The organism is Methylophilus sp. 13 (assembly GCF_015354335.1).
In the GTDB taxonomy this organism is placed as follows: domain Bacteria; phylum Pseudomonadota; class Gammaproteobacteria; order Burkholderiales; family Methylophilaceae; genus Methylophilus; species Methylophilus glucosoxydans.
The window spans coordinates 54,700-80,626 of sequence record NZ_JADKYR010000005.1 but is presented as its reverse complement, the minus strand read 5'-3'; the positions used below and the strand labels follow the sequence as shown (position 1 = coordinate 80,626).

Below are 25,927 nucleotides of genomic sequence, written 5' to 3'. Positions count from 1 at the left end.
ACTATGCCTAACCCTCAAATTGCAAAAACGGCTAAATTGATCATGTTAGCCACTACACTCAGCCTCAGCGCGTTTAGCCTCAACGCGCAAGCCAAGCTTACCTCCATCACTACCAGTGATGGCACAGAACTGGTGTATAGCTCAGTGAGCGATGTGACTTGGACAAAAGATGGCAACTTGCTTGGTACTTTGTTTGCAACTAAAGGCTTCAACAATGTAGTGAATGCCATCATTGCTGCCAGCCCCACCATCAGCAATACGCCAAACTTTTATAGTCCAACGAGCAACTACTTCCTCAAGGCCAGCGATTTCTCTAGCAATGGACAAACCACATGGTTTGGTGCAATAGCCTATATCAACTATTTAAACAAAATTAACTACGGTGGTAGCAATCAATGGTATCTACCAAGTGTGGCTAACACATCGTCTGGATTCAACACTCGGACAAACGGCAAAATAAAGGGGGATGAGCTAGCAGAGCTTTACTACATCGAACTGCGGAGTACAGGGTATTTAAATCCTAGCGGCTACATTCAACCTGATTTTGGCATTGTAGACCGCGACAACAGCTTCAAAAATGAGCAATTGGATATTTATTGGTCAAGCACGGAGTACGCACCGAATCCAGATGGTGCATGGCTCTTTTTCAATAACTTTGGCCGCCAATTCTTCAACATAAAGAAACTCGGATTCTATGCTTGGGCTGTGACCCCCGGACAAGTCGCGGCGGTGCCTGAACCTGAAAACGTTGCATTGCTACTGGCCGGTTTAGGCTTGATGGCTGGGGTGGTTCGTCGCAAGCAAAAACTCGTACCTCAAGCATGAGCAACCGTTAAAAGAGTACCACCGTAATTCGGTGTTAAAGCAATCGCTATGATCTCGTAAACAGTTAGTTTTTTTCATGTTAATTTCAGAAAGGACTTTTTATGTTGCAAACTTCTCTTTTCAAATCCGCATTACTAGGTACCGCTATTACATTAGCGAGTTTTAACTTAACCGCTCATGCGGCATTAACAAGCTACACTGCCAATGGTAAAGAGGTGGTCTTTAGCTCAGAGAGTGGCGTCACCTGGACCAAAGACGCCAATCTGTTGGGTAGCCTTTTTGCAAACCAAGGGTTTAGTACAGTAGTGAATGCCATTATTAACGCCAACGCAGGCATCACACATGGGACTAGCGCATACACCCTCACCGCAAACGATTTTGCTAATAATGGTAGCGCGAGCTGGTTTGGCGCAGTGTCTTTTGTGCATTACCTCAACAGCATTAACTATGCAGGCAGCAATCAATGGCGTTTGCCCACTTTTACCAGAACAGTGTCTGGCTTTAACACACCAAGCAATGGCACAACAGCCGGAAATGAATTGCCGGAGTTGTTTTACCAAGAGTTAAATGGGACGGCTGGCAGCCCTATGCCAAACAGAGCCATTTTCGATAACGAGCAATTTGCAGGATACTGGTCTGCCACAGAGCGGGATTCAAATAATAATATCGCTTGGGGCTTTGAGACTTTCAATGGCAACCAAGGCCTGGCTTGGAAGAGTGTCAGATACTATACATGGGCGATTACACCAGGCCAAATCGCGGCAGTGCCTGAGCCTGATAGCGTAGCAATGTTGCTGGCGGGCAGTGGGTTGTTGGGTGTGATGGGCTTGCGTCGTCGTAAACAAGCGGATTAAGTGTTAAACGCTAAGCGCCATCTTTGAAATCTTTTTTAACTTTACTGAAAGACGATGGATATGAAGTTAGCACTTCCTGCAATTAAATCTACGCTAATTGCCATCACGCTTGCGCTGAATGCCTTTAGCCTCAACGCCCAAGCCGCGCTCACCAGCTACACCAATGCGGGTGCAGATTTAGTCTATAGCTCAGTGAGTAATGTCACTTGGACGAAAGACGCTAACCTGTTAGGCAGTTTGTTTGCCAGCCAAGGTTTTAACACCGTAGTCAACAACATTATTGCTGCCAGCCCCACCATCACCAACACCCCTAACTTTTTTAGCCCCACAGGCAGTTACAGGATTACAGCCAGTGACTTTAGTAGCAATGGACAAACTTCATGGTTTGGCGCCATGGCCTATGTCAACTACTTAAATAGCATCAACTACGCTGGCAGCAACCAATGGCGTTTGCCCACCGTGACTGATACAGGCACAGCAGGCTGTAATTATTCAAACAACGGCACAGACTGCGGATATAACTCCGCCACCAACGGCACGGCCAAGAGTGATGAGCTGGCAGAGCTGTATTATCAAGAGCTGGGCAGCAAAGCCATTTATGATGCCAACGGCGATTATCAACCTGACTATGGCATTCAAGACCCCGATAACAAGTTTATTAACGATAAATCTTCTGTTTACTGGTCTGGCACGGAGTACGCGCCGGATCCTGTTGTCGCGTGGGGCTTCGGTAGCAGCTCTGGCTTCCAGTATCGCGGCGGTAAGGGCTACCATTTCTCTGCGTGGGCTGTAAGCCCCGGACAAATCGCAGCGGTGCCTGAACCTGAAAACGTTGCATTGCTGCTGGCCGGTTTAGGCTTGATGGCAGGGGTGGTGCGCCGTAAGCAAAAATCATTTGCAAAAAAATAAACACTTGTTGCTATGAAGCAGACGACTGTCAGGGATGCCAGTTGGCGATGGATATTCTGAAAAAATCTATTTGGAAAATTTTATTATGTGCTTAAAAAATAGAAGCAAACTTCTATCAACTCTGGCATTACTTTTTGTGGGATTAAGTTCACCTAATGCTGGTGCCTATGTTGTTGATGGTAGTTTAGACGCAGTACAACAAGCGAATGCGCAAGTTTCGCGATTAGTTTTTTTAGCGGACCCTGCACCAGCTGTCACTAGTAGCCTACCACCTATCGAGACTTTTGGCTTTAATAGTACTGGTAGCCAAGTCATTCGTGATAATTACTACGTTGGTGGTGCAGGCGTTTCCAGAGAGACGAAATCGTCTGGGCAGATTATATTTTCAGATAATATCGCACGTACATATGAAGCCAGTGCATTCTCAGTGGCGAGTGCGCGGTCTGGGCAAATAATAACAAAAACGAGTGGGACCAACATTTTTAGAATGACTCCAGGTGCTGTATGGCAAGTTGATAGTGCAGGGGCAATTGGTTATGCATCTGCTGAATTAAAGAACGAGTGGAGCTTCATTCTAGACCCATCTAGCCGGAGCACAGCGGAACTGACAACACATCCATTAGACTTTCAACTTACCTTGGATGTGAATTCCAGATTTTTACCTGGTCCCAATCATGATAATGCTTTTCTGCCAGCGTCAACTGGTAGCAGTGTTCTGATAGTTGAATTTATTTTATCCAATCTTGCTTGGCAACCAGCCAATATTTCGACGACAAGCGATGGCAGGCCAGCCGTAAAAACAATGACTTATACTTACAATATCGACGGCAACTCTCCCAATCAGCAGACTTTCACCATAAATGAAAGTATTGATAAGTTAATGGAGTATTGGACTATTGGTGGTAGTGCAGGTGGTGGCATTGTCTACCCAGTTGACGGAGATAATAGTGCGAAGTCTCGCAGTTGTTTAGATGCTGCAGGAGGTTTATTGTCACAGATGTGTAATATTAGTCTCTCAACCAACATTAAGCTTGAAACACGTGGTGATTTTTCAGAAGTCACTTTGAACGCAAATTGGGATGCGAGCATTAACGGAAAGAAAGATGGTATTTTAGCGGTGAATACCTCCGCAGCGCACTGGGGTGAGCCTCTTGATCCCTCACTGTTGATTCCTCCATCACAAATATCAGCAGTACCTGAGCCTGGCAGCTTCATACTGCTGTTTGCAGGTTTAGGCTTGATGACAGGCGTGGTGCGTCGCAAGCAAAACACCTAAAGCAGAAGCCAGCTCTTTCAAAGATAGGTTACCGGTTCTTCTTATTTGCAGTGATTGTGCAGTGACTTTGTATTAAGGAGCCAGGCGGCCCCTATATTATATCGGTGGCTAGAAAAACCAGCCCAACCGAAATACCAGATCAGAATTGATTTTCAGGTCGTTATCCACCCGACTATCTTGAGAATAGCGTAATGAGAAAAAAGTGAGGGGGGTAAGCATTTTACGCGCCGCAAGAAAATAGCGTTGCTGATTGGTTGGGTTGTCCAGATCAAACTCATCGACACGTTGTGCCCCTCCCCTGTTTAATTGCATGCCACTACTGAATTCCCAGCCCGCAATGGGTTGCCAGCGCAAGTAGGTGGTGAGAGAGTAAACGTCTGATTGCCTGAGTCTGTAGTTGGCAACATAATCTGTGTTGGTTGAAAATCGCTTCCATTCAGGCGTGAAGTCCCAGTAAAGGGACTCTGATAGCTTTTCTACCCACCCCAGCTGCATTGAAAGTATCCAGCGATTATCACCTGCATTAAGGGCCTGATCATGATCATAACGGCCAGTAGGTGGTGTCACATTTGTTGAAACCGCCAAGGAATAGCCTTTATCAGGCGAGTAAATTGGCCAGAAGTTGTATGTAACGCGAAGGTCACTCAAGCCTACTGCGCTTTCGCCAAATCCGGGAGGCAAAGCACCCGCTGTCTGTTCTGCCTTGATGTAAGGCAAGGTGATTGACCAAGAGTTGGGATGGCCTAATATTTCCCCGTATTGGGTATAGGCAAAGACCAGAGCCTGCCCTCTCAGCTGACCATCATAGGCTCGTTTGCCTCCCACATAGTAGTCTGAAAACTCACGGTGAAAATAAAATGCAGAGATTAATCGCGTCCCCGCAGGCAGCACGATGTATTCCGCAGGAAAGATTTCTGTCCCAGCAAAAGAAAATGTTGCGATGAAAATATTGATTACGCTAATTAAAAATCCGACAATTAATCTGTTACCAACCACCATAAACTATCACTCGGCTATCATTTCAAGGGTAACAAAAGCAAGTGCCAGGTTTTTTTCGTCGCTAATACTGATATGGGACTGATGAATATGATGTTGCTTAAGAAAGCCTTGCAAGGTGGCAGATAATTGCAATAAAGGCCGCCCCAGAGCGTCATGCGTGACGGCGATATTGTGGAAACTCACATCGCCACGGATACCGGTGCCGATGGCTTTGGCAAAGGCCTCCTTGGCCGCGAAACGCTTGGCCAGGAACCGTGCCTTCAGTTGGCTGGCCTGGTAATCGGCCCATTCTGAATCAGCGAGAATGCGTTTGGCAAAGGCATCACCGAACTGGTCAAGCGAAGACTGGATCCGCTCGACCTCAACAATGTCTGTGCCTATGCCAAATATCATTTTTTAATTTCCTATGTATTTACTTGCTCTTGAGTATTTACATAATCACAACGTGTACATGATTCAACATGGAACCTGCGTTTGCTGACCCCTCTTGCAAAAATCAGGCCGACCAAACCAACAGCCGCTAATATGATGTAGAAAGTTAGCTTTCCATATTGATAACCATTCTTTGACTCAAAAAAAAGCTTAAGAGAATAAAATATGGCTGCTGTTGGTATTAATGCTAGCACTACCTGAAACCAGTTAAAGGTCATTGTTTTTGTAAGGAATAAAGTATTGCCACATTGAGGGCAATTTTTTCCTGTGTTCATCTTGGTGAAAACTCCTTCATAAGCGCTTTCATCTCACGCACTGCACTATCCCAGCCCACAAACAAGGCATGCGCCACAATGGCATGGCCGATATTGAGCTCCTCAAAGCCAGGCAAACGCGCAATATGATGCACATTGTGGTAATGCAAACCATGTCCTGCATTCACCACTAATCCAGCAGATTTCGCATGTTGCAACGCCGTTTGAATTTTTTCCAGCTCGTCTTGCTGTGTTTTTTCTGTTTCTGCATCAGCAAACGTACCCGTGTGAATTTCAATCACAGGTGCACCCATCTTAGCAGCAGCATCAATCTGTGCCAGGTCGGGCGCAATAAACAGCGAGACGCGGACACCCTGATCAGACAGCTTCTTCACCGCATGCTCAACCTTGCTAAAGTGCGTTAACACATCCAGCCCGCCCTCTGTCGTGCGTTCTTCACGGCGCTCTGGTACCAGGCACACATCCTGTGGATTGACCTGGATGGCGATATCGATCATCTCACTCGTTACCGCACACTCCAGGTTCATTTTGGTTTGCAGTAACGGCCGCAAGGCAAAAATATCCGCATCCTGCATGTGGCGCCTATCCTCGCGCAAATGTAGCGTGATGCTGTCAGCGCCGGATTGTTCTGCACGCAATGCAGCCTGCACCACGCTGGGGTATTTGGTGCCACGCGCCTGACGGATGGTGGCCACGTGATCGATATTGACGCCTAGTTTTAACATAGTTAACTGATAAGAGAACGGACAAAGCCCTATTTTACCTGCTGACAGTGTAAAACCATACCATTAAGCGCTGCCATCAACCATCAATCTGCGGAGCAGTCTGTGTAGATCACCAGCAAATGGGACCACAGTGCATGCCTAGGCCGCTGTCACGCGAATATATCTCGGCCGTCATCAAAGATTAACCCGCGTCCGCCATCATGCCCGCGTAGTAAACACTTTCAACACTACCATGCCCCTGCCAGGGGATGTTAATCAAGCGGGATAATTGTGAATAAATCAAAAGTATTTAAATCAACGGCCATGGTGGCCGCTGTCGCGGGCCTGTCATTCGGTGCCGTGTCGTTAGTCTCTGGCCTGGAAGTCAAGCCTATGCCCGCCCCTACCGAAGGTAAAGGTTCCTGGATGGCTGGTGATCTGCATACCCATACCGTGGAGTCTGATGACTCTCGTACGACGCAGACGCTGGACTTTTTGCTGGACAAGGCGCTGGGCACTTACAAACTGGACTGGATGATTCTGAGCAATCATTTGCGCTCTTCCAAATATGATCAGAACGGCAATTTGCTGGCCAAACCCGTGCCATTTGCCTATGCGATGGAGTCGATTGAGATTCCGCACGTGAAAGACATGCAGGCAGGCGGCACTTACGCAGACAAGATGATACTTTCGGCGGCAGAATGGGATATGCCTACCCACGACCATGCCAACGTGGTCATGTTCCAGAATGAATCGACGCTGGAGACGTCTACCGATGGCGCCAAAGAATTCCAGTACCTGTTTACCACCCTGTCTGAATCGTTGTTTAACCCGCAGGATGTCGCGGCCTGGAAAAACAGGAACGGTTCGGTGCGCCCGAACCAAACCGGGGCAGACGCATTATCAGCAATCGCCTGGTTAAAAGCCCATTATCCGACCACCAGCTTTGCCACCATCAACCACCCGTCTCGCAATCCAAACAAGTATACGATCAAGGACTTTCGTCAAATGAATGACTTGGCCCCGGATATCGTGTTTATGATTGAAGGCATGGTCGGTAACCAGATGGAGCCTGACCGTGGCGGCTATACCTCTGCCTATATTGACGCGAACCTGCCTAACCGCACCTATGGCGGCGTGGACGCCGTTGTTGCCAAAGTGGGCGGCGTATGGGATGCGCTTTTAGGCGAAGGTCGCCACGTTTGGAACATCGCAGACTCCGATTCACACTTCAAGATTGATGCGGCCAGCAATAGCAGCGGCTACTATCCAGGCGAATATGCCAAGAACTACGTGTGGATGCCAGAAAGCGGCAAAGGTACAGCCACCGGCTTGATCGCCAGTCTGCGTGAAGGCCGCATGTTTGGCGTGTTTGGTGACTTGATCAATGCCCTGGACTTCCGCGTCGTCGGTTCGTCTGGCACCGCATTTATGGGCCAGGAAATCAAGGTTGGTGCGGGTGAAAAAATCAAATTGACCATCCGCTTCAAGAGCCCGGATCTTAACAATTACCTGAAGCCGGTTGATGGTAACACCCTCGCCAACATGAAGCCTGTGGTCAACCATGTGGACTTAATTGTCGGTGATGTCACGCCCAAAGCCAGCCCGGACTCTGCGGCTTACAACGTTGCCACCAACCCGTCTACACGCGTGCTGAAGCGATTCACCGCAGCCGACTGGAAAGTAGGCAAAGATGGGTTTGCCTCGGTGACTGTGCAGCTGGTCGCCAACAAAAACCAGTACTTCAGATTGCGCGGCACCAATCTGGCGGTGGATGCGCCTGGATTCAGCTACAACGGCGAACCGCTGGCAGACCAGAAAACCTGGGTACTGAACAATCAGGGCGGCGTGGATAACAATGGTCGTGTCAACGCGATTAACGACCGCAACTACAGCAGCCTCTGGTTTTACTCCAACCCGGTGTTCGTTTCCGTTCGTTAAGATGAAAGAGGAGGCGCAAGACGCGCCTCTTCATCGACACATGACGGGCGTTTGATTGATTTAACTTTTTTAGGATTTGTGATGCAATTGATTAAATATTTAGTAGTGTTTCTGGCGCTCACCTTTGCTGGTAGCGGTGTAGCACTGGCCGATTATCGTTACAACATTGTGGCGGTCGATGATGTGAATGGCGACCCAACCTTCTCTGGCAGCATGACCACCAGCGCGCCATTTTCATTAAACTATCATTTCAGCGTGCTGGACTTTGTCCTGAATGACCCCTTGGACAACGTCAGCTATCGCTCTAGCGATTCCAGCATTAGCATAGACAAACAGGGGTTTACGTTTGCAGCCAATAACGGCGCGTCGACGTTTATCCTGACGTTGTATCCTGATAATAGCTATTTCTCTGAGTTCACCGCACAGGGACTATCCACGGTCAGCAATTCGGGCTATTTCAGTTTTGTTCAGCAAGCAACTGCCGTTCCTGAGCCAGAAACCAACGCCATGCTCCTGGCTGGCTTGGCTGTGTTTGGCTTGCTGGCACGTCGCCAACAGAAAGCCGCCTAAATTCAGGCCGGCTTTGTGAGACGTATTAAGCAAGGCCGAATCTAGCGCTGCCGGTCAGCTTATGACTGGACACCAAGCCAAGGTGAGTGCTGATCTGTCACTCACCTTGCACCCCCCGAGATCATTCCCAGTCGAACGCGAGATCGCGCCAATGACGGACTCAGAACCCTTGTAAATCCACCAGCAATTGCCGGGTATGCAAGGGCTTTTCACCCAGATAATGCTGTAATAAATAACGCATCAACTGCTTGCTTTGCGCTTGAGTGGTGCTATCGCTGTAGTCGCCACGCGCCATTTGTAGCAGCGTATTGCCCAGAATCAGCAGGCCGTTTTTAGTGGCAGACGGATCACAGGCGCCATAATCTGCCTCAAAACGGTAGGTGCTATCGGCATGGATGATTTCACCATGTTCATCATGGGTGAGCGGAACGGCGTAGCCGAGTTCTTGCAACATTTTGAGTTCAAACTTGCGCATGACCATGGCCAGTTGCGTGCCATCTACCGGCATCGGCAGGGCCGACAGTGTCTGTACGGTTTGTGCGTAATATTCAAATAGCTGCACATGGGCATCGTCGCGCGGCAGCAGCCGCAGCAACAGCTCGTTCATGTAAAAGCCGCACATCAGCGCATCGCCCCTGAGCAAGGTGAGGCCGGTCATCCACTCCAAGTCATGCAGGGTTTTGAGTTCATTTTTACCCGACCAGGTGCCAGCCAGTTGCTGAAAAGATTGCAGCATGCCACGCATGGCTGAAAGCGGGCGGCGCGCGCCTTTAGCCACGGCGGCAATGCGGCCCAGGTCGCGACTGAACATTTCGACGACCAGGCTGGTTTCTTTAAAGGGATAGGTATGAAGAATGAAAACCGGTTGCAGGCTTTGTTTGTGGCTGCCTGAATCAGAAGGTTTTACTGCCATGTGGATGCCAGTAGATAAGAACCTGCCAGGCTAGAAACCCAGGCTTTTTAGCGCGCGCGCATCGTCTGCCCAACCACCTTTTACCTTGACCCAGGTTTCAAGATAGACTTTGGAGCCAAACAGCTTTTCCATGTCCTGGCGCGCTTCGGTTGAAATCTGTTTTAATTTTTCGCCACCCTTGCCAATGATCATGGGCTTCTGGCTTTCTTTATCGACAATGATCGCGGCAAAAATGCGGCGCAGGTTTTTCACCGTTTCAAACTTTTCAATTTCTACCGTCACCGAGTAAGGCACTTCATCACCCAACAGGCGGAACACCTTTTCGCGGACCAGTTCGGCGGCCAGAAAGCGCTCGTTTTTATCCGTCAGTTCATCTTCGGCATACATGGCAGCTTGCTCGGGCAGATGCTCGCGAATCGCGGCTAACAGCTCATCCAGATAAAGATTCTTTTTAGCACTAACCGGGATAATGCCCGCAAAGTCAAACAGCAAGTCAAAGTCCTGAATCAGGGGCAGCAAGTTGCCTTTGTCGCCCATGAGGTCGGCTTTATTCACCACTAGCAATACCGGTTTGTTTTTAGGCAACAGTTTAAGCACCAGCTCATCGGCCTCGCCCAGTTTCATCGGCTCGATCACAAACAGTACCACATCGACCTCGGTTAATACCTGGGTGACGGTCTTGTTAAGCGACTTATTGAGCGCGTTAATATGCTTTTGCTGAAAACCCGGGGTATCGACAAACAGAAACTGCGTGTCTTCAGTGGTATGAATTCCGAGCAGGCGGTGACGGGTGGTCTGCGCCTTGCGCGAAGTAATCGCCAGCTTCATGCCCAGAATATGGTTGAGCAAGGTCGATTTGCCCACATTGGGTCTGCCCACGATGGCAATGGTGCCACAACGGAAATGGTCTGAGGCTGTTGTCTGTTCTGTCATGATTGTATCTTGTCCATGGCCAATTTGGCCGCTTGTTGCTCAGCCACGCGGCGGCTGGTGCCCACACCTGTGGTCGTCAACTTGAGTTTTTTAATTTCACATTGCACGGTAAACGTTTGTGCATGTGCTTCGCCTTCGATAGACACCACCTGATATTCAGGCAAATCCATTTTTTTGCTTTGCAGATATTCTTGCAACTGCGATTTGGCATCCTTGTCGATCGATGTTGGATCTATGGTCTGCAGCTTGTCGCGATACAACAACGCCACCACCTGCTGCGCAGCGTCAAACCCGCCATCCAGATAGACAGCACCGACAATCGCCTCCAGCGCATCGGCCAGAATAGACGGGCGACGCCAACCAGCACTTTTCAACTCTCCCTCGCCCAACTTGAGCGCATCGCCCAAATGCAGGCTGATGGCAATCTCGGCCAGGCTGGATTCTTTGACCAGCTTGGCACGCAGTCGGCTTAAATCGCCTTCGGGGATATCAGGAAACAAATTGAACAGCTGGTGCGCAATAATAAAGTTTAAAACGCTATCGCCTAAAAACTCCAGCCGCTCATTATTGGTGGCCGAAAAGCTGCGGTGCGTGAGCGCCTGCTGCAGCAAGTCAGGTTGCAAAAATTGGTAACCAATTCTGGTTTGTAAGACAGGCAGTACGCTCATTGAATGACGATCCCTTTTGCCACTAGGGTTTGCTGGCAGCATCAAAATCAATCAACAGAGACATGGTCTCAGTGAGCGGGATCTTTTTCTGGTAGCGCATGGCCACCGCCCCTGCACTGATTTCGAGCTCACGGCTGGAAACGTCTTTAATACTATCGACCTGCATCTGACGATCAAACGCCGTACGCATGTCCTGCTCGCTTTGCAACAGCGGGTCATGCGCAATCCGGTTAATGGTGGATTGAATCGAGAAATACTCCATATAGGCAGGCAAGGCTTTCAAGGCGACTAGGCCCAAAATGCCAAATGCCGTCAGTACCAGTAAAAAACCGATAAAGCCGATCCCGTGTTGATCAGAAATCTTTGAGTATTTCATAGATGCTTTCCTCAAAAAGAGACGTCTCGCCACGGCTGACCGCAGCATTAGCCGATGCGTTGCCCGATACGGCGCCACTGGTCAAAATTGAACCAGATAAAGAAGGCTTTACCCACCAGATGTTTTTCGGCGACAAAGCCCCAGACACGGCTGTCAGAACTATTGTCACGGTTATCGCCCATGGCAAAGTATTCGCCTTCAGGCACGGTAATGGTTTCGCCCTGCATGAAGCGGTCACCCAGACTACCTGGGCCATATTGGTTCATGATGTCATGAATCAGTACATCATGCTTGACGTCGCCCAGTTGCTCGCTCAGGCGTGAGGCGGTGACATCCACCGCACGGGCGTTGCCGCTTTCGTCGTTAACGCTCAAGGCATATTGGTAAGGCGCGATAAAATCCAGGCTAATCACCTTGCCGTTAATAGTCAGCTGTTTGTCACGGTACTGAATCTTGTCGCCGGGCAGACCAACCACACGCTTGATATAGTCGATTGATGGGTCTGGCGGATAATGAAACACAAATACGTCACCACGCTGCGGCTTACCCATGGGGTAAAACACATTATTGAGGATGGGTACACGCAGGCCATAGGTGAATTTATTGACCAGAATATAGTCACCCGCCAACAGCGTCGGCATCATCGAGCCGGAAGGAATCTTGAATGGCTCGACGATAAATGAGCGGACGGTAAATACCAGCAGAATGACCGGGAAAAAGCTTTTACTGTATTCCACATACCATGGATCAGGCACCTCTCCGAGCGCACCGGCTTGGCGCTGCTTGCGCAGCACCAGGATATCCAGCAGCCAGATCACCCCTGACACCAGCAAAATCACCAACATAAAAATTGCAAAATACATGCTTGTTTCCTGAGTAAGCACCATCACGCGCGGTGATGATGAATCGTGATTATTTATCTTCTACACGCAAGATCGCCAGGAAGGCTTCTTGTGGAATTTCCACATTGCCCACCTGCTTCATACGCTTTTTACCTTCTTTTTGTTTTTCCAGCAACTTGCGCTTACGCGTAATATCGCCGCCGTAACATTTAGCCAGCACGTTTTTACGCATCGCCTTCACAGTTTCACGCGCAATAATATTGGCGCCGATAGAGGCCTGGATGGCAATATCAAACATTTGCCGTGGAATCAGCTCGCGCATTTTAGAAACCAGTTCGCGGCCACGGTAAATGCTGTTGGCGCGGTGCACAATCAGGCTCAATGCATCCACACGCTCACCGTTCACCATGATATCCAGCTTGACCAGATCGGCCGCACGGAACTCGAGAAACTCGTAATCCATCGAGGCATAGCCACGCGAAACCGACTTCAGTTTATCAAAGAAATCGAGCACCACCTCATTCAGCGGCATTTCATAACTCAACATCACCTGGCGGCCCATATACTGCATATTACGCTGGACACCGCGCTTGTTATTACACAAGGTCATCACCGGCCCGACATAGTCTTGCGGCATGAGCAGATTGACTACAATCATGGGCTCACGAATTTCTTCAATGCGTGAAGGCTCAGGCAGACGTGACGGGTTTTCGATTTGTATGACCTCGCCACTTTTGAGCAATAGCTCATAAATCACGGTGGGCGCGGTCGTAATCAGGTCCATATCGTACTCACGCTCCAGGCGCTCTTGTACGATTTCCATATGCAACAAACCGAGGAATCCGCAGCGGAAACCAAACCCCAGTGCTGTGGAATTTTCTGGCTCAAACTGCAAGCTGGAGTCATTCAGGCTCAATTTTTCCAGCGCAGTACGCAATGACTCAAATTGATTGGATTCGACCGGGTACAGCCCCGCAAACACTTGTGGCTTCACTTCTTTAAAGCCTGGCAGTGGTTCAGTGGCAGATTTCCCGGCCCCGGCAAGCGTCACCGTATCACCGACTTTGGCCGCCGCCAGCTCTTTAATCCCGGCAATGATAAAGCCTACCTCACCCGCACTCAGTTGCTGGCGCTGCAGAGACTTGGGCGTAAACACCCCCACCTGCTCACACAGGTATTCCGCACCGGTGGCCATCAGGCGGATTTTTTCCTTGGCGCGCAACACACCATCCACCACGCGCACCAGCATGACCACACCCACATAGTTATCAAACCAGGCATCGATCACCAGCGCTTTCAAGGGTGCAGAAACATCGCCTCTAGGGGGTGGCACTTTGGCGACCACTTCTTCCAGCACATCGCGCACACCCTCGCCGGTTTTGGCTGAGCAACGCACCGCATCAGTGGCATCCACCCCAATCACATCTTCAATTTCCTGTGACACGCGCGCAGGGTCTGCCGATGGCAAGTCGATCTTGTTCAGGACGGGCGTCACTTCCACGCCGAGATCAATCGCGGTATAGCAGTTAGCCACACTTTGCGCTTCCACGCCTTGCGAAGCATCCACCACCAGCAATGCACCTTCACAGGCCGATAAGGAGCGGCTGACTTCATAGCTGAAGTCAACGTGTCCAGGGGTATCAATCAGGTTGAGGAAATAGGTTTCGCCATTATTGGCTTTGTATTGCAACGCCGCTGTTTGTGCCTTGATCGTAATGCCGCGTTCACGCTCGATATCCATGCTATCAAGCACTTGCGCTTCCATCTCGCGTGCTTCCAGGCCACCGCACAACTGGATAATGCGGTCAGCCAAGGTGGATTTGCCGTGGTCAATGTGGGCAATGATCGAAAAATTACGAATATTTTTCATGTTCTGTTATGCGTTATTTACAAGCAAGAAAGGCGCTTGAAGCGCCTTTCAAATCGTGCGTATTTTACAGCAAATGCATGAATATCAGTGATTTATTTTGTTTGCGGCAAGTGCGGGCGGCCCTGTAAAGCGCACAGCCAAACCCAGGAAAATTTCCCAATTAATCGCTTTTTAATGCGAACAGCATGCTCGCCTGACCGTTCTGCATTAAAGTTTGCAAACGTCCACGCTTATGGGGACGCTGCATTCACTAAAAACATATTTCAGGGAGTTAATCTTATGTACAAAGTCGTGCTTGTACTCACTTCAGCACTCTTGGCTGGTTGTGCCTCACCCGCCGCCATTGACAAAATGACAGTCAAACCGGCTAATAACAGCTCTTTGCCTAATGCTCAACTTAAAGAAAACGTCACCATTCAATCAGTTTCTGGCGGAAAATCGACCAATCCCCTGTGGGTTTCCAAGGTGGGCAATGATGGATTCAAGCAGGCACTTGAGGAGTCTTTGCGTAATGCACTGTTACTGAGCAACTCAGGACAAAGCAGCAAATACACACTGGACGCCAAATTACTAAGCCTGGATCAACCGGTTGCCGGGCTGGACATGACAGTGACAGCTGCCGTGGAGTACACCCTGACAGAACGCGCAACCCAAAAAGTCCTTTACTCAAAAATCATTTCTACGCCCTACACTGCGACGTTTAGCGACTCAGCGATTGGCTTTATTCGCATCAAAATTGCTAACGAGGGTGCCATCCATGAAAATATTCGCAGTGTGATTGAAGCGCTGAATCAATTAAAACTCAGCAGTGACAATATTTCCATGCTCGCCTACTAACCCCCGCCTCAAAAACAAAAAAAGACAGGGCGACCTGTCTTTTTTTGTTCACTGCAAGCAGCCGTACCTTATTTTACTTTAATCGGTACATACAGCGTGCTATCTCCACGCTGCACCAGCACAGCAATCGTTTTGCCACTGGCAACCGCATTGATCTGCTTGTTAAAGGCATCCACGCTCTGGCTTTCATTGTTATTCAGACCGAGAATGACATCACCGCGACGGATCCCGGCCTGTGCAGCCGCACCCACACTTTCAATCACAAGCAGGCCATTCTTGCCGTTGAGCTTTTTCTTTTGCTGTGGCGTCAATTCACGCAAGGTCAAGCCTATCTTGTTGGACTCTGCCTTAGTGGGTTCTTTGCTGGTTGCGGCAGCTTCAGGTTGCTCGCTCGGCATTTCACCAACGCCCAGCTGCAAGGTTTTACTGGCGCCTTTACGCAGGATTTCTACCGGCACCACTTTACCCGGTTTGGTGGCTGCCACCACACGAGGCAAATCACTCGATGTCGTAATCGGCTTGCCGTCAAACTTGAGAATAATGTCACCGGCTTCCAGCCCGCCTTTGTCGGCCGGGCTGTTTTTCTCGACGCCGGCAATCAAGGCACCGCTGGTTTGCTTGAGGCCAAAGGACTCAGCCAGGTCCTTGGTCACTTCCTGAATACCAATCCCGAGCCAGCCGCGTGAAATGCGGCCATTGGCCTTGAGCTGGTTGGAAATATCAATGGCAACATCAATCGGAATACTGAATGACAAGCCCATGGAACCGCCATTCTTGCTGTAGATTTGCGAGTTGATGCCGACCACTTCACCGCGCAAGTTAAATAATGGCCCCCCCGAGTTACCCGGGTTAATGGCGACATCGGTTTGAATAAACGGGACATAGTTTTCTTGCGGTAAGGCGCGACCCTTGGCACTGACAATACCGGCCGTCATCGTGTTTTCGAGACCAAATGGCGAACCAATCGCTGCCACCCATTCCCCGACTTTCAACGCATTCGGGTCACCTACAGTCACCTTGGGCAAGCCGGTCGCCTCGATCTTAATCAAGGCCACATCGGTGCGCTTGTCAGCACCAATAATCTTGGCTTTGAATTCACGCTTGTCATACAGCTTCACCAGCACTTCATCGGCCTCGTTCACCACATGCGCGTTGGTTAAAATATAGCCATCGCTACTCAGGATGAAGCCCGAGCCCAGTGACTGGGTTTTATAATCCTGCCCACCTTCCTGACCTGGCATCCCGGGCATGCCTGGAATGCCGAAGCGGCGCAAAAATTCTTGCAAGTTCTCATCGTTGGGCATGCCTGGAAAACCGATGGTACCGCCGCCGTGCACCACCGAAGTAATGCTGATATTCACGACTGCCGGACCTTGTTTTTCTGCAAGTTCGGTAAAATCAGGCAAGTCCTTAGCATGGGCATGCAAGATTGGTTGGGTCAATGTGATGGCACACGCGAACATGAGGCCAGACATCCATCGTCTCATCATGATTATTCCTATCATTTAATGATTATTAAAAATTAAGTTGTTGATTGTACACGCCGAACATCCCTGACCAGCATGCGTTTGCTATTGCATGTAAATGGTGCCATTGCTGATAAATACAAGCGCCAACTCACACGCGCCAAAGCACACCATAACAGCGAATGAAAGAGGATAGCAACGAAATATTGCGGCATGATTTCAAGGAGGCGGGACCAAGGCAGGCACAAACAGACAGGCAGCCATTACTTTTTGAAGGTCACTTGCTGCGCAATCTGTTCCACGGTTTGCGCCGGAACTTCCCCCACCACCACCAGCTGGTAGCCATTGAGGACATGGGCGTACACATTGGTAGAGCCCATATTTTTCTTACCGACGCGGGGCTGCATGCCTTTTACCATCGGCTCGACAAACAGTGACACCGAAGCCAATCCATCAGAAAAAATCCATTGCTGCACGGGGGCAGTCCTGCCGGGCACTTTTAAACTGATCTGGTCAATTTTTTTATAGCCCGTCGGTAAATTCGGCACCACCACGTTATCTTCTACGTGCGTAAGCTCGGTGGTGTCATCCATCACATAAGGCTTGGTCGCATCAATCTTGGGCTGAAACCAATCCAGATCTTTGGTATGCAGCATAGACACCTGGTTAAACCCAATTTGCTCCAAGGTATGCCCTTGCATATCCATCATGCTCATTTTGAGCAACAAGCCATATTCAGTATCCGACCAAATGCGGTACTGGTAACGCAAATTGTCATTCGGCACCATGTCGATGACCTGTGCCAGACGCCCGGCAATGCGTTCCTGTCCGACAAACTTGAGCTTGTAATTTTGCTTGAGGGGATACAGCTGTGTGGGCAGCATGGCCGGGAACAGGTTTTGGCCACGGCGTTTCTCGATCACGACCTTGTCATTTTTGGCATTAAAAATGACGATATCATCGCCTTCACTGAATACTTCACGCGGGCGGCCATCCAGCACCACATTACGTGTGAATTCGCGGCCACCTTCATAAATGTGGGTGATTTGAACCGAACGGATCATGGAGCCATTGTGATAGACAAACAGCCCCTGATAATTGAGCTCTCTGGCAGCAGAGGCGGTTTTCTGCATGGTTGACCATAAATCTTCTTCAGCAAAGGCTGCCTGCTGCACCATGAACAGGCATGAAATCGAAGCAACAATCCGCCAAAACATAGCAGTAGCAACAACCAAATGATGAGTGAAAGAAATTTTATTCGCCAGCCGTATAGGCAACATTATGCGTGTAATAAGTCACACTACTCGGCGCATAATTATGATGAGCCAATACATATTGCTCGGTATCATTGTCGGCAATCTGCGCAGGGGCAGGCGCCTCAGGTTGATTAAGCACAAACATGCCAACAAAAAAGGCAGCAGCCACAGACGCGGCAATAGACCAGGTGTACTTGTCAAAACGCGGGCGGATACGCGTCACTTTGTCGGCATTGGCGATGGCTTGCGGCGCCAATAGTGTCGGTTCATCTTCAAGTGCGGTCATAATGCGGCTGGTCATGTCTGACTGCATCCACAGCTCATCGCGCATGACGTCACGGATCACGTGATACTCGCGCCAGGCTTGTGCAACCTCGCCAGTAGATTTGGCCGCCAAGAATATATGTTCACAGCGTTCAACATCGACCTCACCGTCGACCAAGGCAGATAATTGCTGCTTCATAATAACCCCAAATCAATCAATGTTTTTATGTTAGCATTTAACAAAAAATTTGTCATAACACCTACACACCCAATCAAATTTTTATAACAAATCATGCCACTACCAGCGTTTATTGTGTGGCGTATCCAACAACGGCCTCAATTTCGCGGCAATGGTCTCACGGGCACGGAAAATACGGGATCGCACCGTGCCAATCGGGCACTGCATGACACTGGCAATGTCCTCATAACTCAAACCCTCTAGCTCACGCAAGGTGATCGCAGTGCGCAACTCATCTGGCAACGCAGCAATCGCATCATTCACGGTTTGCGCAATCTCCTTGGTCATCAGGGATGTTTCAGGCGTCTCCATCGTACGCATGTCTTCACCTTCATCAAAATTCTCGACATCCTCAATTTCGACATCCTGCATCACCTGCGGCTTGCGCCCCATGGACACCAGATAATTCTTGGCCGTGTTAATGCCAATCCGGTACAGCCAGGTATAAAACGCACTGTCCCCACGGAAGCTGTGCAGCGCACGATAAGCCTTGATAAAAGACTCCTGCACCACATCTTCCACTTCTGCCTGATCGCGGATCATACGCGACAGCAAGCGGCCCAACTTGCGATGGTATTTTTCCACCAGCAATCCAAAGGCGCGTTTATCGCCTTGTTGAGCGCGTTCAACCAGCATCTGGTCAAACTCTTTATTCTCTTGCTGTTTGGCGCTCGCCGCCTGAACAGTCATATCGCGATGACTCCCTTGGGTAATTTTATGATTGGGAGTAGTATACGCTTTTGTGTTATTTTCGACGAACCCAGTGCGCGTTAACGCCTCTAAATTTGCTGTGTGTAACATCGTCTCATCCCTTAGTATTGTTTGCAGTTGCAACACGCAATGCGAACACTAGTACGACTGACCGCCCTCTTCAAAAGTTCCGTTGACCACGCCCGTTTATGAATAAAGTGTTTGATGTCTTGATTATTGGTAGTGGCCTGGCTGGCCAATCGCTGGCCTTACGACTGGCCGATCAATACCGGGTATGTATCTTGAGCAAACGCGAACTGACCATGAGTGCCAGCAACTGGGCACAGGGCGGCATAGCGGCGGTACTCAATAGCGAAGATTCGGTAGAGGCGCATATCAAAGACACGCTGGACGCTGGCGCGGGCCTGTGCGACAGCGAAGTCACCCGCATGGTGGTGACCAGTGGCCGCGACAGCATAGACTGGTTATTGCAGCAAGGCGTGAATTTTACGCGTGAAGCTCAAGATGACCGCCTGCATCTCACCCGCGAGGGGGGGCACAGCCACCGGCGCGTCGTCCACGTGGCCGATGCCACGGGCCAGGCGGTGCAAACTACGCTGACCGATCGCGTACGTGCCCACCCCAACATTACCATTCTGGAACACCATATTGCGGTGGACCTGATCACCACACACAAACTGTTCAAGCAAACCGAGAATGATGGCCCCAACCGTTGCCTGGGGGCCTATGTGCTGAACAACCAGACCGGCAAAGTAATCACACTGTCTGCCCAATACACAGTGACGGCCACAGGGGGCGCGGGTAAAGTCTATTTGTATACCACCAACCCTGACATCAGCACCGGCGACGGTATTGCCATGGCCTGGCGTGCGGGTTGCCGCGTGGCTAACCTGGAGTTTGTGCAGTTTCACCCTACTTGCCTCTATCACCCGCACGCCAAATCATTTTTGATTTCAGAAGTGCTGCGTGGCGAAGGCGGCTTGCTATTATTGCCTGATGGCACCCGCTTTATGCCTTGGCATGACGAGCGTGCGGAACTGGCCCCGCGCGATGTAGTTGCGCGCGCCATCGACTTCGAGATGAAAAAGCGCGGACTGGATTGCGTTTACCTGGACATCAGCCATAAACCACTGGATTTCATCCAGTCCCACTTCCCGAATATTTACCAGCGCTGCCTGCAATTGGGCATTGATATCAGCAAGCAACCGATTCCCGTGGTGCCTGCAGCGCATTACACCTGTGGCGGCGTCATGACCGACATCCATGGCCGCACCGATATTGACTGCCTGTATGCCATTGGCGAGACCGCCTGCACCGGCCTGCACGGCGCCAACCGCCTGGCCAGCAACTCCTTGCTGGAGTGTCTGGCCTTCAGTCGCAGCTGCGCCGAAGATATCCGGTCACAGGGTCAGCAACCGACCATTTCCTTGCCGGACTGGGACGAAAGCCGCGTTACCGACGCCGATGAAGAAGTACTGATCACCCACACCTGGGACGAGTTGCGCCGGTTCATGTGGAACTACGTAGGGATTGTGCGGACCACCAAACGCCTGAGCCGCGCACTGCATCGCATCCATATGCTGCGCGATGAAGTACATGAGTTTTACAGTAACTTTAAAGTCAGTCACGACCTCATCGAACTACGTAACCTGTTACAGGTGGCGGAATTGATTGTCCGCAGCGCCATCGAACGCCATGAAAGCCGTGGCTTGCATTACAGCAAAGACTACCCAGACCTGTTGCCCGAAGCCATTCCTACCGTCCTCACCCCGGACAACTATACCAGCTTGCTTGATTAGCGTATGGCCACTCGCGTTCGTGTGTTGTGCAGATGGCTGGCCCCCTGCCTGTGGCTCATGCTCTGCAATAGCAGTATTGCCGCCCCAGAACTTGAAAAAATCATTGATGGCGACACGGTATTGATACAGGCGCAAGGCAGCCATTATCGCTTGCGTTTGCTGGACATTGATGCGCCTGAGCTGCACCAAGCATTTGGCAAGCAATCCCGCCGCAGCCTGAGTCAACTGTGTACCGGCGCAAAGATTACGGTCAACACCCAAGACCAAGATCAATACGGCAGGCAACTGGGCCACCTCTACTGCGATGGCACGGAAGCCAGCCAGTTTCAGGTGGCGCAAGGGATGGCCTGGTTTAATGCGCGCTACTCCAAACGCACCGACTTGCAGGCCCTGCAACAGCAGGCACAACAACAAGGCTTGGGGTTGTGGCAATCAAGCGAGGCGATGCCACCCTGGCAATGGCGAAAATTATACGGTCAACATTATCGTCACCAAGACTGACACTGTCGCCACAATATCCTTTAGAATATTGTTTTAACAGCGAACTTTAGGATTCAACACATGCAAGTAGCAATGAACACCGTGGTCTCCATGACCTATAAACTGCAAAATAGCGATGGCGACATTCTGGAAGAAAGCCAGGAGCCGGTGGCCTACCTGCACGGCGGTTATGACAACATTTTCCCCAAAGTAGAAGAAGCCATGCATGGCAAAAATGTCGGTGACAAGGTAGAAGTGAGCCTGGACCCTGAAGACGCCTTTGGTGAGTACGACGACAATCTGGTGCAAATTGAACCGGCCAGCGCCTTTCCGAGCAAAGACCTTAAAGTCGGTATGCAGTTTGAAGGCGAAGACGAAACCGGCGACGTGATCCTTTACACCATCACCGATATTGCAGATGGTAAAGTCGTGGTCGATGGCAACCATCCCTGGGCCGGCCAGCGCCTGCTGTTCACGGCAACGATTGCCAGCGTACGCTCAGCCAATCAAGAAGAAATCGAGCACCAGCATGTGCATGGTGCCGGTGGTCATCACCACTAATCAACCCGCCAGCGCAAGCTGGCCTATCGCTTCTGGCTGGCGCAACTGCCCCTGCGCCAGCACATCATCGGCAATCTCTGCTAATTCAGCCCAGGCGATTTTTAAGCTTATCCCACCAGCCCAGGCTGGTCAGCGACTGTTTGACATAAATTCCAACCGGAACGGGCAGGATACCGCGCGAGTGCCAGCTGTTTGACCAAAGTCCCGACCCCTCTATATCGTCATAACTCGCATACCTATTTACTGGCTATATTGTCTAAAAACTGGTTCATGCATCCGTCAGGCTGGCTGCCATGAATATCATGCGTTTTTTCTTCAGCCCTGCTGAGCAATACATGTGTCATCAAGCGGATGAGGCCGGCGACCAGCCATAGCACTTTATTCCTGTAGAGTGTGCCGCATCCCAGATATTAATCATGCGCGCCTGATTGATGGCAGGCGATAAAGCAAGGCTGTGATGCTGTCATCGTTATATTCAAATGAATGTTACGAAACTTGAAAAATACGGTTTTTTTGAAAAAATCAGTTTTTTTGCAGGTGCTGGGTGATAAAGCCAAGCTCATCCGCCGCCGCTTGCGCAGACTTTTGCAGGATGTGCTCATAGGCCTGGATCAGCGCCAAGCCGAAGGCCGTGACCTGTGCGCCGCCGCCGTGCGCGCCTCCAGCGGCACTGATGACGACCGCCTCGTCAAAACAATGATTCATCAAATCAACAAGCTCCCATGCCCGGCGATAAGACATGCGCATTTGCTTGGCAGCGGCCGAAATGGAACCGTATTGCACAATGTGCCGCAACAACTCGATTTTGCCTGGACCGAGCGCGATGTGGCCTTGATGGCTGATCCTGATTTTAAGCAGTGAGGCGGACATAGGTAAACTACTCTGACTGAATATCTGTTTGCACAAAGGTTTCAAAAGGCGGCAACTCGGCCAGCGAACGCAAGTTCAAATCATCGAGAAAATGTTTGGTCGTGGCATACAGTGACGGGCGTCCGGGGACTTCACGCTGGCCGACCACATCTATCCAGTCACGCTCCTGCAATTGCCGAATCACATTCGGATTCACCGCCACGCCGCGGATCTGCTCGATATCGCCCCGCGTCACCGGTTGACGATAGGCAATAATCGCCAGTGTTTCCATCACTGCGCGTGAGTATTTTGGCTGCCGCTCAGGATTCAGACGCGCCAGGTATTCGCTGTATTGAGCTTTGGCCTGAAAGCGGTAGCCGCTGGCCACTTGTACCAGATCCAGCGTTTTATCCGACCAGTCGGCCTTGAGTTCATCGAGCAACATGCGCAATGTCGCACGCTCCATGCGTCCGGCAAACAATTTGAGCAAATCGTCCAGAGACAGCGGCTGCGGCGAGGTGAGCAAGGCAGCCTCCAGCACTTGTTTCATCTCGGTAATGTTTTCCGGAGTATGCACGTCAAGTCTCCCGGCCAGTGGTATTGGCTTGCAGGTAAATGGTACCAAAAGCCTCCTGCTGCGTGATCAGAATCAAGCCTTCTTTGGCCAGCTCCAGCATGGCCAGGAAATTCACCACCAGCTTGGGCACGCCCTCAGTCCCCACATCGAACAGCTCGTCAAACCGCAATACCGGCGTTGCCGACAAGCGCCGCAACAACAGACTCATATGCTCGCGTACAGAGAGTTCCGCCCGCCCCAGTTTATGGTGCTGATTGAGCCTGGCACGCTTGAGCACATTGCGCCACGCCTCTACCAGATCGTCCAGACTGACTTCAGGCGGCTTGACCAGTGACAGCCGCTCGTAATACGCCGCAGCCACCTCAATGTCTACGCCGACTTTGGGCAAGGCATCCAGCCGCTGTGCAGCTTGCTTGATCGCCTCATACTCCATCAGCCGTTTGACCAACTCAGCGCGCGGGTCGTCTTCCTCCTCCAGCTCTTGCGGCTTGGGCAACAGCATGCGTGACTTAATCTCAATCAGCATGGCTGACATGAGCAAATAGTCGGCAGCCAACTCCAGATTCACCGCTTTCATTTTTTCCACATAGCCCATGTACTGCGTGGTCAGCTCAGCCATGGGGATGTCGAGAATATCCAGATTGTGCTTGCGGATCAGGTACAGCAGCAAATCCAGTGGCCCTTCAAAGGTCTCCAGATACACTTCCAGCGCATCCGGCGGAATATACAAATCTTGCGGCAAAGCCGAGAGCGGCTCGCCATTGATTCTGATCTGGGTGCTGTTGACGGAAAGCTCCATGCACGGATTGTAGCGACTTGTCGCCGGCGCTTAAAGCTTATTCTGCATAAGGGTTGGGGAAGCCCAGCTTTTGCAGGATGCCGATCTCCAGCGCCTCCATCAGCGCCGCCTGCGCCTCAACCTCATGGTCGTAGCCATGCATGTGCAGGACGCCATGCACCGTCATGTGCGCATAATGCGCCAGCACGGACTTGCCCTGCTCAGCAGCCTCTCTGCTAATCACCGGCGCGCAGATCACAATGTCGCCCATCAGGCAGGGCTCCTCCGCCAACGGGAAGGTGAGCACATTGGTCGCATAATCCTTGCCGCGGTAACTCGCATTCAGTTGCTGGCCTTCTTCAGCATCGACAATACGGATCGTCAGGCTGGTATCTACGCGCAAGCTGGCGCGGATCCAGCGCTTGAATTGCGACGCGCTGGGCACATCTTCCGCAGGTGTCGCCACTTGTAATGAAAAATCGAGTTGAGGCATAGCATCAAGTTTTATGTACAATATCCGACATTATAGAAAGAAAACCCTCAAAGGAAATGGTGTGATGACAAATCGCCCCAAGCTGGTGGTTGCCAACCGCAAAATGAACGGCAACCTGCCAGACAATGCCCGCTTTATGCAAAGTGTGTTGCAAGAGACGCGCCATCACCGGGCGCGCTATGCGGTGTGCCCGCCACATCCCTATTTGCAGCAGGCGCAACAATTACTGCAACACAGCCATGTGGCCTGGGGCGGACAAAACATGAGCCGCTTTGAGCGTGGTGCCTACACAGGTTCCGTGTCGCCGCTCATGCTCAAAGAGTTTGGCTGCACCTACGTCATTATCGGCCACTCTGAACGCCGCTTACGTGGGCACGAAAGCGATGAAAGCTGCGGAGAGCGTTTTGAAGCAGCCCTCAAGGCTGGGCTGACGCCCATCCTTTGTATAGGCGAAACCTTGGAAGAATACGAACTGGGCGAAACCGATCTCGTGGTAGTGAGGCAGTTGAACCCCGTCATTTCACATGTAGGCATCCAAGCGCTCGCCAAAGGCGTCATTGCCTATGAGCCGATATGGGCCATCGGCACGGGTAAAGCCGCCAGTCCGCAACATGCCCAAGCAATTTTGTCTTTCATCCGCGGCCACATTGGGCTACTGGATGAACAGGTTGCAGAACAGATAACCTTGCTCTATGGTGGCAGCGTCAATCCCGGTAATGCTGCGCAATTAATGAGCATGCCAGATGTCGATGGCGGGCTGATCGGCGGTGCATCGCTGATCGTCGAAGACTTTATTCAAATCTGCCAGATTGCCAACGAGTTATCCTCCCTCAAGTCAGCTGCCTGAAAACACGTACCGTCCCGCCCCTGAGTGGTTGAGGTGCTCAGCGCGCAGCCAATAAAAAAGCCGACTTTCGTCGGCTTTTCTACATCCAAGTAAAACCAGATTACGGATGTCTGGATTACTTAGCTTCTTCAGCAGGAGCAGCTTCAGCAGGTGCAGCTTCAGCAGGTGCAGCTTCAGCAGGAGCAGCTTCAGCAGCAGGAGCTTCAGCAGCAGGAGCTTCAGCAGCTGGGGCTTCAGCAGCAGGCGCTTCAGCAGCAGGTGCTTCTTCAGCTGGTTTTTCACCACAAGCAGTCAAAGCCAAAGCCAACAATGCAGCCAACAATGCAGAACGTGTCATCTTTATTTCCTTAGTATGTATGAGCAAAAAATTATGTACGGGTAACG

At 50.7% G+C, this 25,927-nt stretch carries 30 protein-coding genes; 11 read left to right on the top strand and 19 right to left on the bottom strand.

Going from position 1 to position 25,927, the window contains the following annotated elements:
- Window positions 1-3: 3 nt before the first annotated feature.
- From INP77_RS12965 to INP77_RS12950, 4 genes are all read left to right on the top strand, one after another.
- Window positions 4-825, top strand: coding sequence for a DUF1566 domain-containing protein (locus INP77_RS12965; protein ID WP_228518933.1), 822 nt, complete (start codon window positions 4-6; stop codon window positions 823-825).
- Between the two features lie 101 nt (window positions 826-926).
- Window positions 927-1,679: a DUF1566 domain-containing protein gene (locus tag INP77_RS12960; protein ID WP_194749490.1), complete on the top strand. Its 753-nt coding sequence runs from the start codon at window positions 927-929 to the stop codon at window positions 1,677-1,679.
- A gap of 60 nt (window positions 1,680-1,739) precedes the next feature.
- Window positions 1,740-2,588 carry a DUF1566 domain-containing protein gene (locus INP77_RS12955; protein WP_194749489.1) on the top strand — a complete coding sequence of 283 codons (849 nt, stop codon included), beginning with the start codon at window positions 1,740-1,742 and terminating at the stop codon, window positions 2,586-2,588.
- 34 nt (window positions 2,589-2,622) lie between these two features.
- Entirely contained in the window at window positions 2,623-3,864 is a 1,242-nt protein-coding gene (locus tag INP77_RS12950) for a PEP-CTERM sorting domain-containing protein (RefSeq protein ID WP_194749488.1), read from the top strand.
- 108 nt (window positions 3,865-3,972) lie between these two features.
- Here INP77_RS12950 and INP77_RS12945 read toward each other — a convergent pair whose 3' ends face one another.
- From INP77_RS12945 to pdxJ, 4 genes are read right to left on the bottom strand one after another with little or no spacing between them, the layout of a single operon-like run.
- Window positions 3,973-4,863, bottom strand: a complete 891-nt coding sequence (locus INP77_RS12945; protein ID WP_194749487.1) for a transporter — start codon at window positions 4,861-4,863, stop codon at window positions 3,973-3,975.
- A gap of 6 nt (window positions 4,864-4,869) precedes the next feature.
- A complete protein-coding gene (acpS, locus tag INP77_RS12940; protein WP_194749486.1) occupies window positions 4,870-5,256 on the bottom strand; it encodes a holo-ACP synthase in 387 nt (128 codons plus the stop codon).
- Window positions 5,257-5,267: 11 nt separating this feature from the next.
- Entirely contained in the window at window positions 5,268-5,570 is a 303-nt protein-coding gene (locus INP77_RS12935; protein WP_194749485.1) for a hypothetical protein, read from the bottom strand.
- Window positions 5,567-6,295 (bottom strand): pyridoxine 5'-phosphate synthase, encoded by a 729-nt coding sequence (gene pdxJ / locus INP77_RS12930; RefSeq protein WP_194749484.1) that lies wholly within the window; start codon window positions 6,293-6,295, stop codon window positions 5,567-5,569. The genes INP77_RS12935 and pdxJ overlap by 4 nt, the downstream gene beginning before the upstream one ends.
- A gap of 270 nt (window positions 6,296-6,565) precedes the next feature.
- Here pdxJ and INP77_RS12925 point away from each other — a divergent pair, with 270 nt between their 5' ends.
- Window positions 6,566-8,215, top strand: coding sequence for a hypothetical protein (locus INP77_RS12925; protein ID WP_228518932.1), 1,650 nt, complete (start codon window positions 6,566-6,568; stop codon window positions 8,213-8,215).
- Between the two features lie 81 nt (window positions 8,216-8,296).
- The gene (locus INP77_RS12920) at window positions 8,297-8,785 is read left to right on the top strand and encodes a PEP-CTERM sorting domain-containing protein (protein WP_194749483.1); all 489 of its coding nucleotides are present in this window, start codon (window positions 8,297-8,299) and stop codon (window positions 8,783-8,785) included.
- Between the two features lie 160 nt (window positions 8,786-8,945).
- Here INP77_RS12920 and recO read toward each other — a convergent pair whose 3' ends face one another.
- Genes recO through lepA form a run of 6 tightly spaced genes read right to left on the bottom strand, consistent with a single transcriptional unit; the run spans window position 8,946 to window position 14,387 of the window.
- Window positions 8,946-9,698: a DNA repair protein RecO gene (gene recO, locus INP77_RS12915; protein ID WP_194749482.1), complete on the bottom strand. Its 753-nt coding sequence runs from the start codon at window positions 9,696-9,698 to the stop codon at window positions 8,946-8,948.
- Window positions 9,699-9,728: 30 nt separating this feature from the next.
- Window positions 9,729-10,631 (bottom strand): GTPase Era, encoded by a 903-nt coding sequence (gene era / locus INP77_RS12910; RefSeq protein WP_194749481.1) that lies wholly within the window; start codon window positions 10,629-10,631, stop codon window positions 9,729-9,731.
- Window positions 10,628-11,299, bottom strand: a complete 672-nt coding sequence (rnc, locus tag INP77_RS12905) for a ribonuclease III (protein ID WP_194749480.1) — start codon at window positions 11,297-11,299, stop codon at window positions 10,628-10,630. Before rnc ends, era begins: the two co-directional genes overlap by 4 nt.
- A 22-nt stretch (window positions 11,300-11,321) precedes the next feature.
- The gene (locus INP77_RS12900; RefSeq protein WP_194749479.1) at window positions 11,322-11,675 is read right to left on the bottom strand and encodes a DUF4845 domain-containing protein; all 354 of its coding nucleotides are present in this window, start codon (window positions 11,673-11,675) and stop codon (window positions 11,322-11,324) included.
- 47 nt (window positions 11,676-11,722) lie between these two features.
- Complete coding sequence (lepB, locus tag INP77_RS12895) at window positions 11,723-12,538, bottom strand: signal peptidase I (RefSeq protein WP_194749478.1); 816 nt, start codon at window positions 12,536-12,538, stop codon at window positions 11,723-11,725.
- 49 nt (window positions 12,539-12,587) lie between these two features.
- Window positions 12,588-14,387 carry a translation elongation factor 4 gene (gene lepA / locus INP77_RS12890; protein ID WP_194749477.1) on the bottom strand — a complete coding sequence of 600 codons (1,800 nt, stop codon included), beginning with the start codon at window positions 14,385-14,387 and terminating at the stop codon, window positions 12,588-12,590.
- Between the two features lie 279 nt (window positions 14,388-14,666).
- Here lepA and INP77_RS12885 point away from each other — a divergent pair, with 279 nt between their 5' ends.
- Complete coding sequence (locus INP77_RS12885; protein WP_194749476.1) at window positions 14,667-15,224, top strand: hypothetical protein; 558 nt, start codon at window positions 14,667-14,669, stop codon at window positions 15,222-15,224.
- 68 nt (window positions 15,225-15,292) lie between these two features.
- On the opposite strand, the gene INP77_RS12880 is transcribed toward INP77_RS12885, so the two are convergent.
- The 4 genes from INP77_RS12880 to rpoE form a co-directional block, all read right to left on the bottom strand.
- The gene (locus INP77_RS12880; protein WP_194749475.1) at window positions 15,293-16,714 is read right to left on the bottom strand and encodes a DegQ family serine endoprotease; all 1,422 of its coding nucleotides are present in this window, start codon (window positions 16,712-16,714) and stop codon (window positions 15,293-15,295) included.
- A 239-nt stretch (window positions 16,715-16,953) separates the two neighbouring features.
- Window positions 16,954-17,907 carry a MucB/RseB C-terminal domain-containing protein gene (locus tag INP77_RS12875; protein WP_228518931.1) on the bottom strand — a complete coding sequence of 318 codons (954 nt, stop codon included), beginning with the start codon at window positions 17,905-17,907 and terminating at the stop codon, window positions 16,954-16,956.
- 37 nt (window positions 17,908-17,944) lie between these two features.
- A complete protein-coding gene (locus INP77_RS12870) occupies window positions 17,945-18,409 on the bottom strand; it encodes a sigma-E factor negative regulatory protein (protein WP_194749474.1) in 465 nt (154 codons plus the stop codon).
- 99 nt (window positions 18,410-18,508) lie between these two features.
- Window positions 18,509-19,138 carry an RNA polymerase sigma factor RpoE gene (gene rpoE, locus INP77_RS12865; RefSeq protein WP_194749473.1) on the bottom strand — a complete coding sequence of 210 codons (630 nt, stop codon included), beginning with the start codon at window positions 19,136-19,138 and terminating at the stop codon, window positions 18,509-18,511.
- A 209-nt stretch (window positions 19,139-19,347) separates the two neighbouring features.
- Here rpoE and nadB point away from each other — a divergent pair, with 209 nt between their 5' ends.
- The 3 genes from nadB to INP77_RS12850 are packed head-to-tail and all read left to right on the top strand — an operon-like array spanning window position 19,348 to window position 21,999.
- Window positions 19,348-20,958 (top strand): L-aspartate oxidase, encoded by a 1,611-nt coding sequence (gene nadB, locus INP77_RS12860; RefSeq protein ID WP_194749472.1) that lies wholly within the window; start codon window positions 19,348-19,350, stop codon window positions 20,956-20,958.
- 3 nt (window positions 20,959-20,961) lie between these two features.
- Complete coding sequence (locus INP77_RS12855; protein WP_228518930.1) at window positions 20,962-21,459, top strand: thermonuclease family protein; 498 nt, start codon at window positions 20,962-20,964, stop codon at window positions 21,457-21,459.
- Between the two features lie 60 nt (window positions 21,460-21,519).
- Window positions 21,520-21,999 carry a peptidylprolyl isomerase gene (locus INP77_RS12850; RefSeq protein ID WP_194749471.1) on the top strand — a complete coding sequence of 160 codons (480 nt, stop codon included), beginning with the start codon at window positions 21,520-21,522 and terminating at the stop codon, window positions 21,997-21,999.
- Window positions 22,000-22,521: 522 nt separating this feature from the next.
- Here INP77_RS12850 and INP77_RS12845 read toward each other — a convergent pair.
- Genes INP77_RS12845 through ybeY form a run of 4 tightly spaced genes read right to left on the bottom strand, consistent with a single transcriptional unit; the run spans window position 22,522 to window position 24,696 of the window.
- Window positions 22,522-22,869 carry a winged helix-turn-helix domain-containing protein gene (locus INP77_RS12845; protein ID WP_194749470.1) on the bottom strand — a complete coding sequence of 116 codons (348 nt, stop codon included), beginning with the start codon at window positions 22,867-22,869 and terminating at the stop codon, window positions 22,522-22,524.
- Window positions 22,870-22,876: 7 nt separating this feature from the next.
- Window positions 22,877-23,425 carry an SMC-Scp complex subunit ScpB gene (gene scpB / locus INP77_RS12840; RefSeq protein ID WP_194749469.1) on the bottom strand — a complete coding sequence of 183 codons (549 nt, stop codon included), beginning with the start codon at window positions 23,423-23,425 and terminating at the stop codon, window positions 22,877-22,879.
- A gap of 1 nt (window position 23,426) precedes the next feature.
- On the bottom strand, window positions 23,427-24,224 hold the full coding sequence (locus INP77_RS12835; RefSeq protein ID WP_194749468.1) for a ScpA family protein: 798 nt from the start codon (window positions 24,222-24,224) through the stop codon (window positions 23,427-23,429).
- A 37-nt stretch (window positions 24,225-24,261) separates the two neighbouring features.
- Entirely contained in the window at window positions 24,262-24,696 is a 435-nt protein-coding gene (ybeY, locus tag INP77_RS12830; RefSeq protein ID WP_194749467.1) for an rRNA maturation RNase YbeY, read from the bottom strand.
- 64 nt (window positions 24,697-24,760) lie between these two features.
- Here ybeY and tpiA point away from each other — a divergent pair, with 64 nt between their 5' ends.
- Window positions 24,761-25,543, top strand: coding sequence for a triose-phosphate isomerase (tpiA, locus tag INP77_RS12825; protein ID WP_194749466.1), 783 nt, complete (start codon window positions 24,761-24,763; stop codon window positions 25,541-25,543).
- On the opposite strand, the gene INP77_RS12820 is transcribed toward tpiA, so the two are convergent.
- A complete protein-coding gene (locus INP77_RS12820) occupies window positions 25,532-25,825 on the bottom strand; it encodes a hypothetical protein (protein WP_194749465.1) in 294 nt (97 codons plus the stop codon). The genes tpiA and INP77_RS12820 overlap by 12 nt on opposite strands.
- Window positions 25,826-25,927: the final 102 nt, after the last annotated feature.

Excerpts from the sequence above, each read along its gene's own strand:
- INP77_RS12965 (WP_228518933.1), top strand. The coding sequence starts at position 4 with ATGCCTAACCCTCAAATTGCAAAAACGGCTAAATTGATCATGTTAGCC.
- INP77_RS12960 (WP_194749490.1), top strand. The coding sequence starts at position 927 with ATGTTGCAAACTTCTCTTTTCAAATCCGCATTACTAGGTACCGCTATT.
- INP77_RS12955 (WP_194749489.1), top strand. The coding sequence starts at position 1,740 with ATGAAGTTAGCACTTCCTGCAATTAAATCTACGCTAATTGCCATCACG.
- INP77_RS12950 (WP_194749488.1), top strand. The coding sequence starts at position 2,623 with ATGCCAGTTGGCGATGGATATTCTGAAAAAATCTATTTGGAAAATTTT.
- INP77_RS12945 (WP_194749487.1), bottom strand. The coding sequence starts at position 4,863 with ATGGTGGTTGGTAACAGATTAATTGTCGGATTTTTAATTAGCGTAATC.
- acpS (WP_194749486.1), bottom strand. The coding sequence starts at position 5,256 with ATGATATTTGGCATAGGCACAGACATTGTTGAGGTCGAGCGGATCCAG.
- INP77_RS12935 (WP_194749485.1), bottom strand. The coding sequence starts at position 5,570 with ATGAACACAGGAAAAAATTGCCCTCAATGTGGCAATACTTTATTCCTT.
- pdxJ (WP_194749484.1), bottom strand. The coding sequence starts at position 6,295 with ATGTTAAAACTAGGCGTCAATATCGATCACGTGGCCACCATCCGTCAG.
- INP77_RS12920 (WP_194749483.1), top strand. The coding sequence starts at position 8,297 with ATGCAATTGATTAAATATTTAGTAGTGTTTCTGGCGCTCACCTTTGCT.
- recO (WP_194749482.1), bottom strand. The coding sequence starts at position 9,698 with ATGGCAGTAAAACCTTCTGATTCAGGCAGCCACAAACAAAGCCTGCAA.
- era (WP_194749481.1), bottom strand. The coding sequence starts at position 10,631 with ATGACAGAACAGACAACAGCCTCAGACCATTTCCGTTGTGGCACCATT.
- rnc (WP_194749480.1), bottom strand. The coding sequence starts at position 11,299 with ATGAGCGTACTGCCTGTCTTACAAACCAGAATTGGTTACCAATTTTTG.
- INP77_RS12900 (WP_194749479.1), bottom strand. The coding sequence starts at position 11,675 with ATGAAATACTCAAAGATTTCTGATCAACACGGGATCGGCTTTATCGGT.
- lepB (WP_194749478.1), bottom strand. The coding sequence starts at position 12,538 with ATGTATTTTGCAATTTTTATGTTGGTGATTTTGCTGGTGTCAGGGGTG.
- lepA (WP_194749477.1), bottom strand. The coding sequence starts at position 14,387 with ATGAAAAATATTCGTAATTTTTCGATCATTGCCCACATTGACCACGGC.
- INP77_RS12885 (WP_194749476.1), top strand. The coding sequence starts at position 14,667 with ATGTACAAAGTCGTGCTTGTACTCACTTCAGCACTCTTGGCTGGTTGT.
- INP77_RS12880 (WP_194749475.1), bottom strand. The coding sequence starts at position 16,714 with ATGATGAGACGATGGATGTCTGGCCTCATGTTCGCGTGTGCCATCACA.
- INP77_RS12875 (WP_228518931.1), bottom strand. The coding sequence starts at position 17,907 with ATGTTTTGGCGGATTGTTGCTTCGATTTCATGCCTGTTCATGGTGCAG.
- INP77_RS12870 (WP_194749474.1), bottom strand. The coding sequence starts at position 18,409 with ATGAAGCAGCAATTATCTGCCTTGGTCGACGGTGAGGTCGATGTTGAA.
- rpoE (WP_194749473.1), bottom strand. The coding sequence starts at position 19,138 with ATGACTGTTCAGGCGGCGAGCGCCAAACAGCAAGAGAATAAAGAGTTT.
- nadB (WP_194749472.1), top strand. The coding sequence starts at position 19,348 with ATGAATAAAGTGTTTGATGTCTTGATTATTGGTAGTGGCCTGGCTGGC.
- INP77_RS12855 (WP_228518930.1), top strand. The coding sequence starts at position 20,962 with ATGGCCACTCGCGTTCGTGTGTTGTGCAGATGGCTGGCCCCCTGCCTG.
- INP77_RS12850 (WP_194749471.1), top strand. The coding sequence starts at position 21,520 with ATGCAAGTAGCAATGAACACCGTGGTCTCCATGACCTATAAACTGCAA.
- INP77_RS12845 (WP_194749470.1), bottom strand. The coding sequence starts at position 22,869 with ATGTCCGCCTCACTGCTTAAAATCAGGATCAGCCATCAAGGCCACATC.
- INP77_RS12835 (WP_194749468.1), bottom strand. The coding sequence starts at position 24,224 with ATGGAGCTTTCCGTCAACAGCACCCAGATCAGAATCAATGGCGAGCCG.
- ybeY (WP_194749467.1), bottom strand. The coding sequence starts at position 24,696 with ATGCCTCAACTCGATTTTTCATTACAAGTGGCGACACCTGCGGAAGAT.
- tpiA (WP_194749466.1), top strand. The coding sequence starts at position 24,761 with ATGACAAATCGCCCCAAGCTGGTGGTTGCCAACCGCAAAATGAACGGC.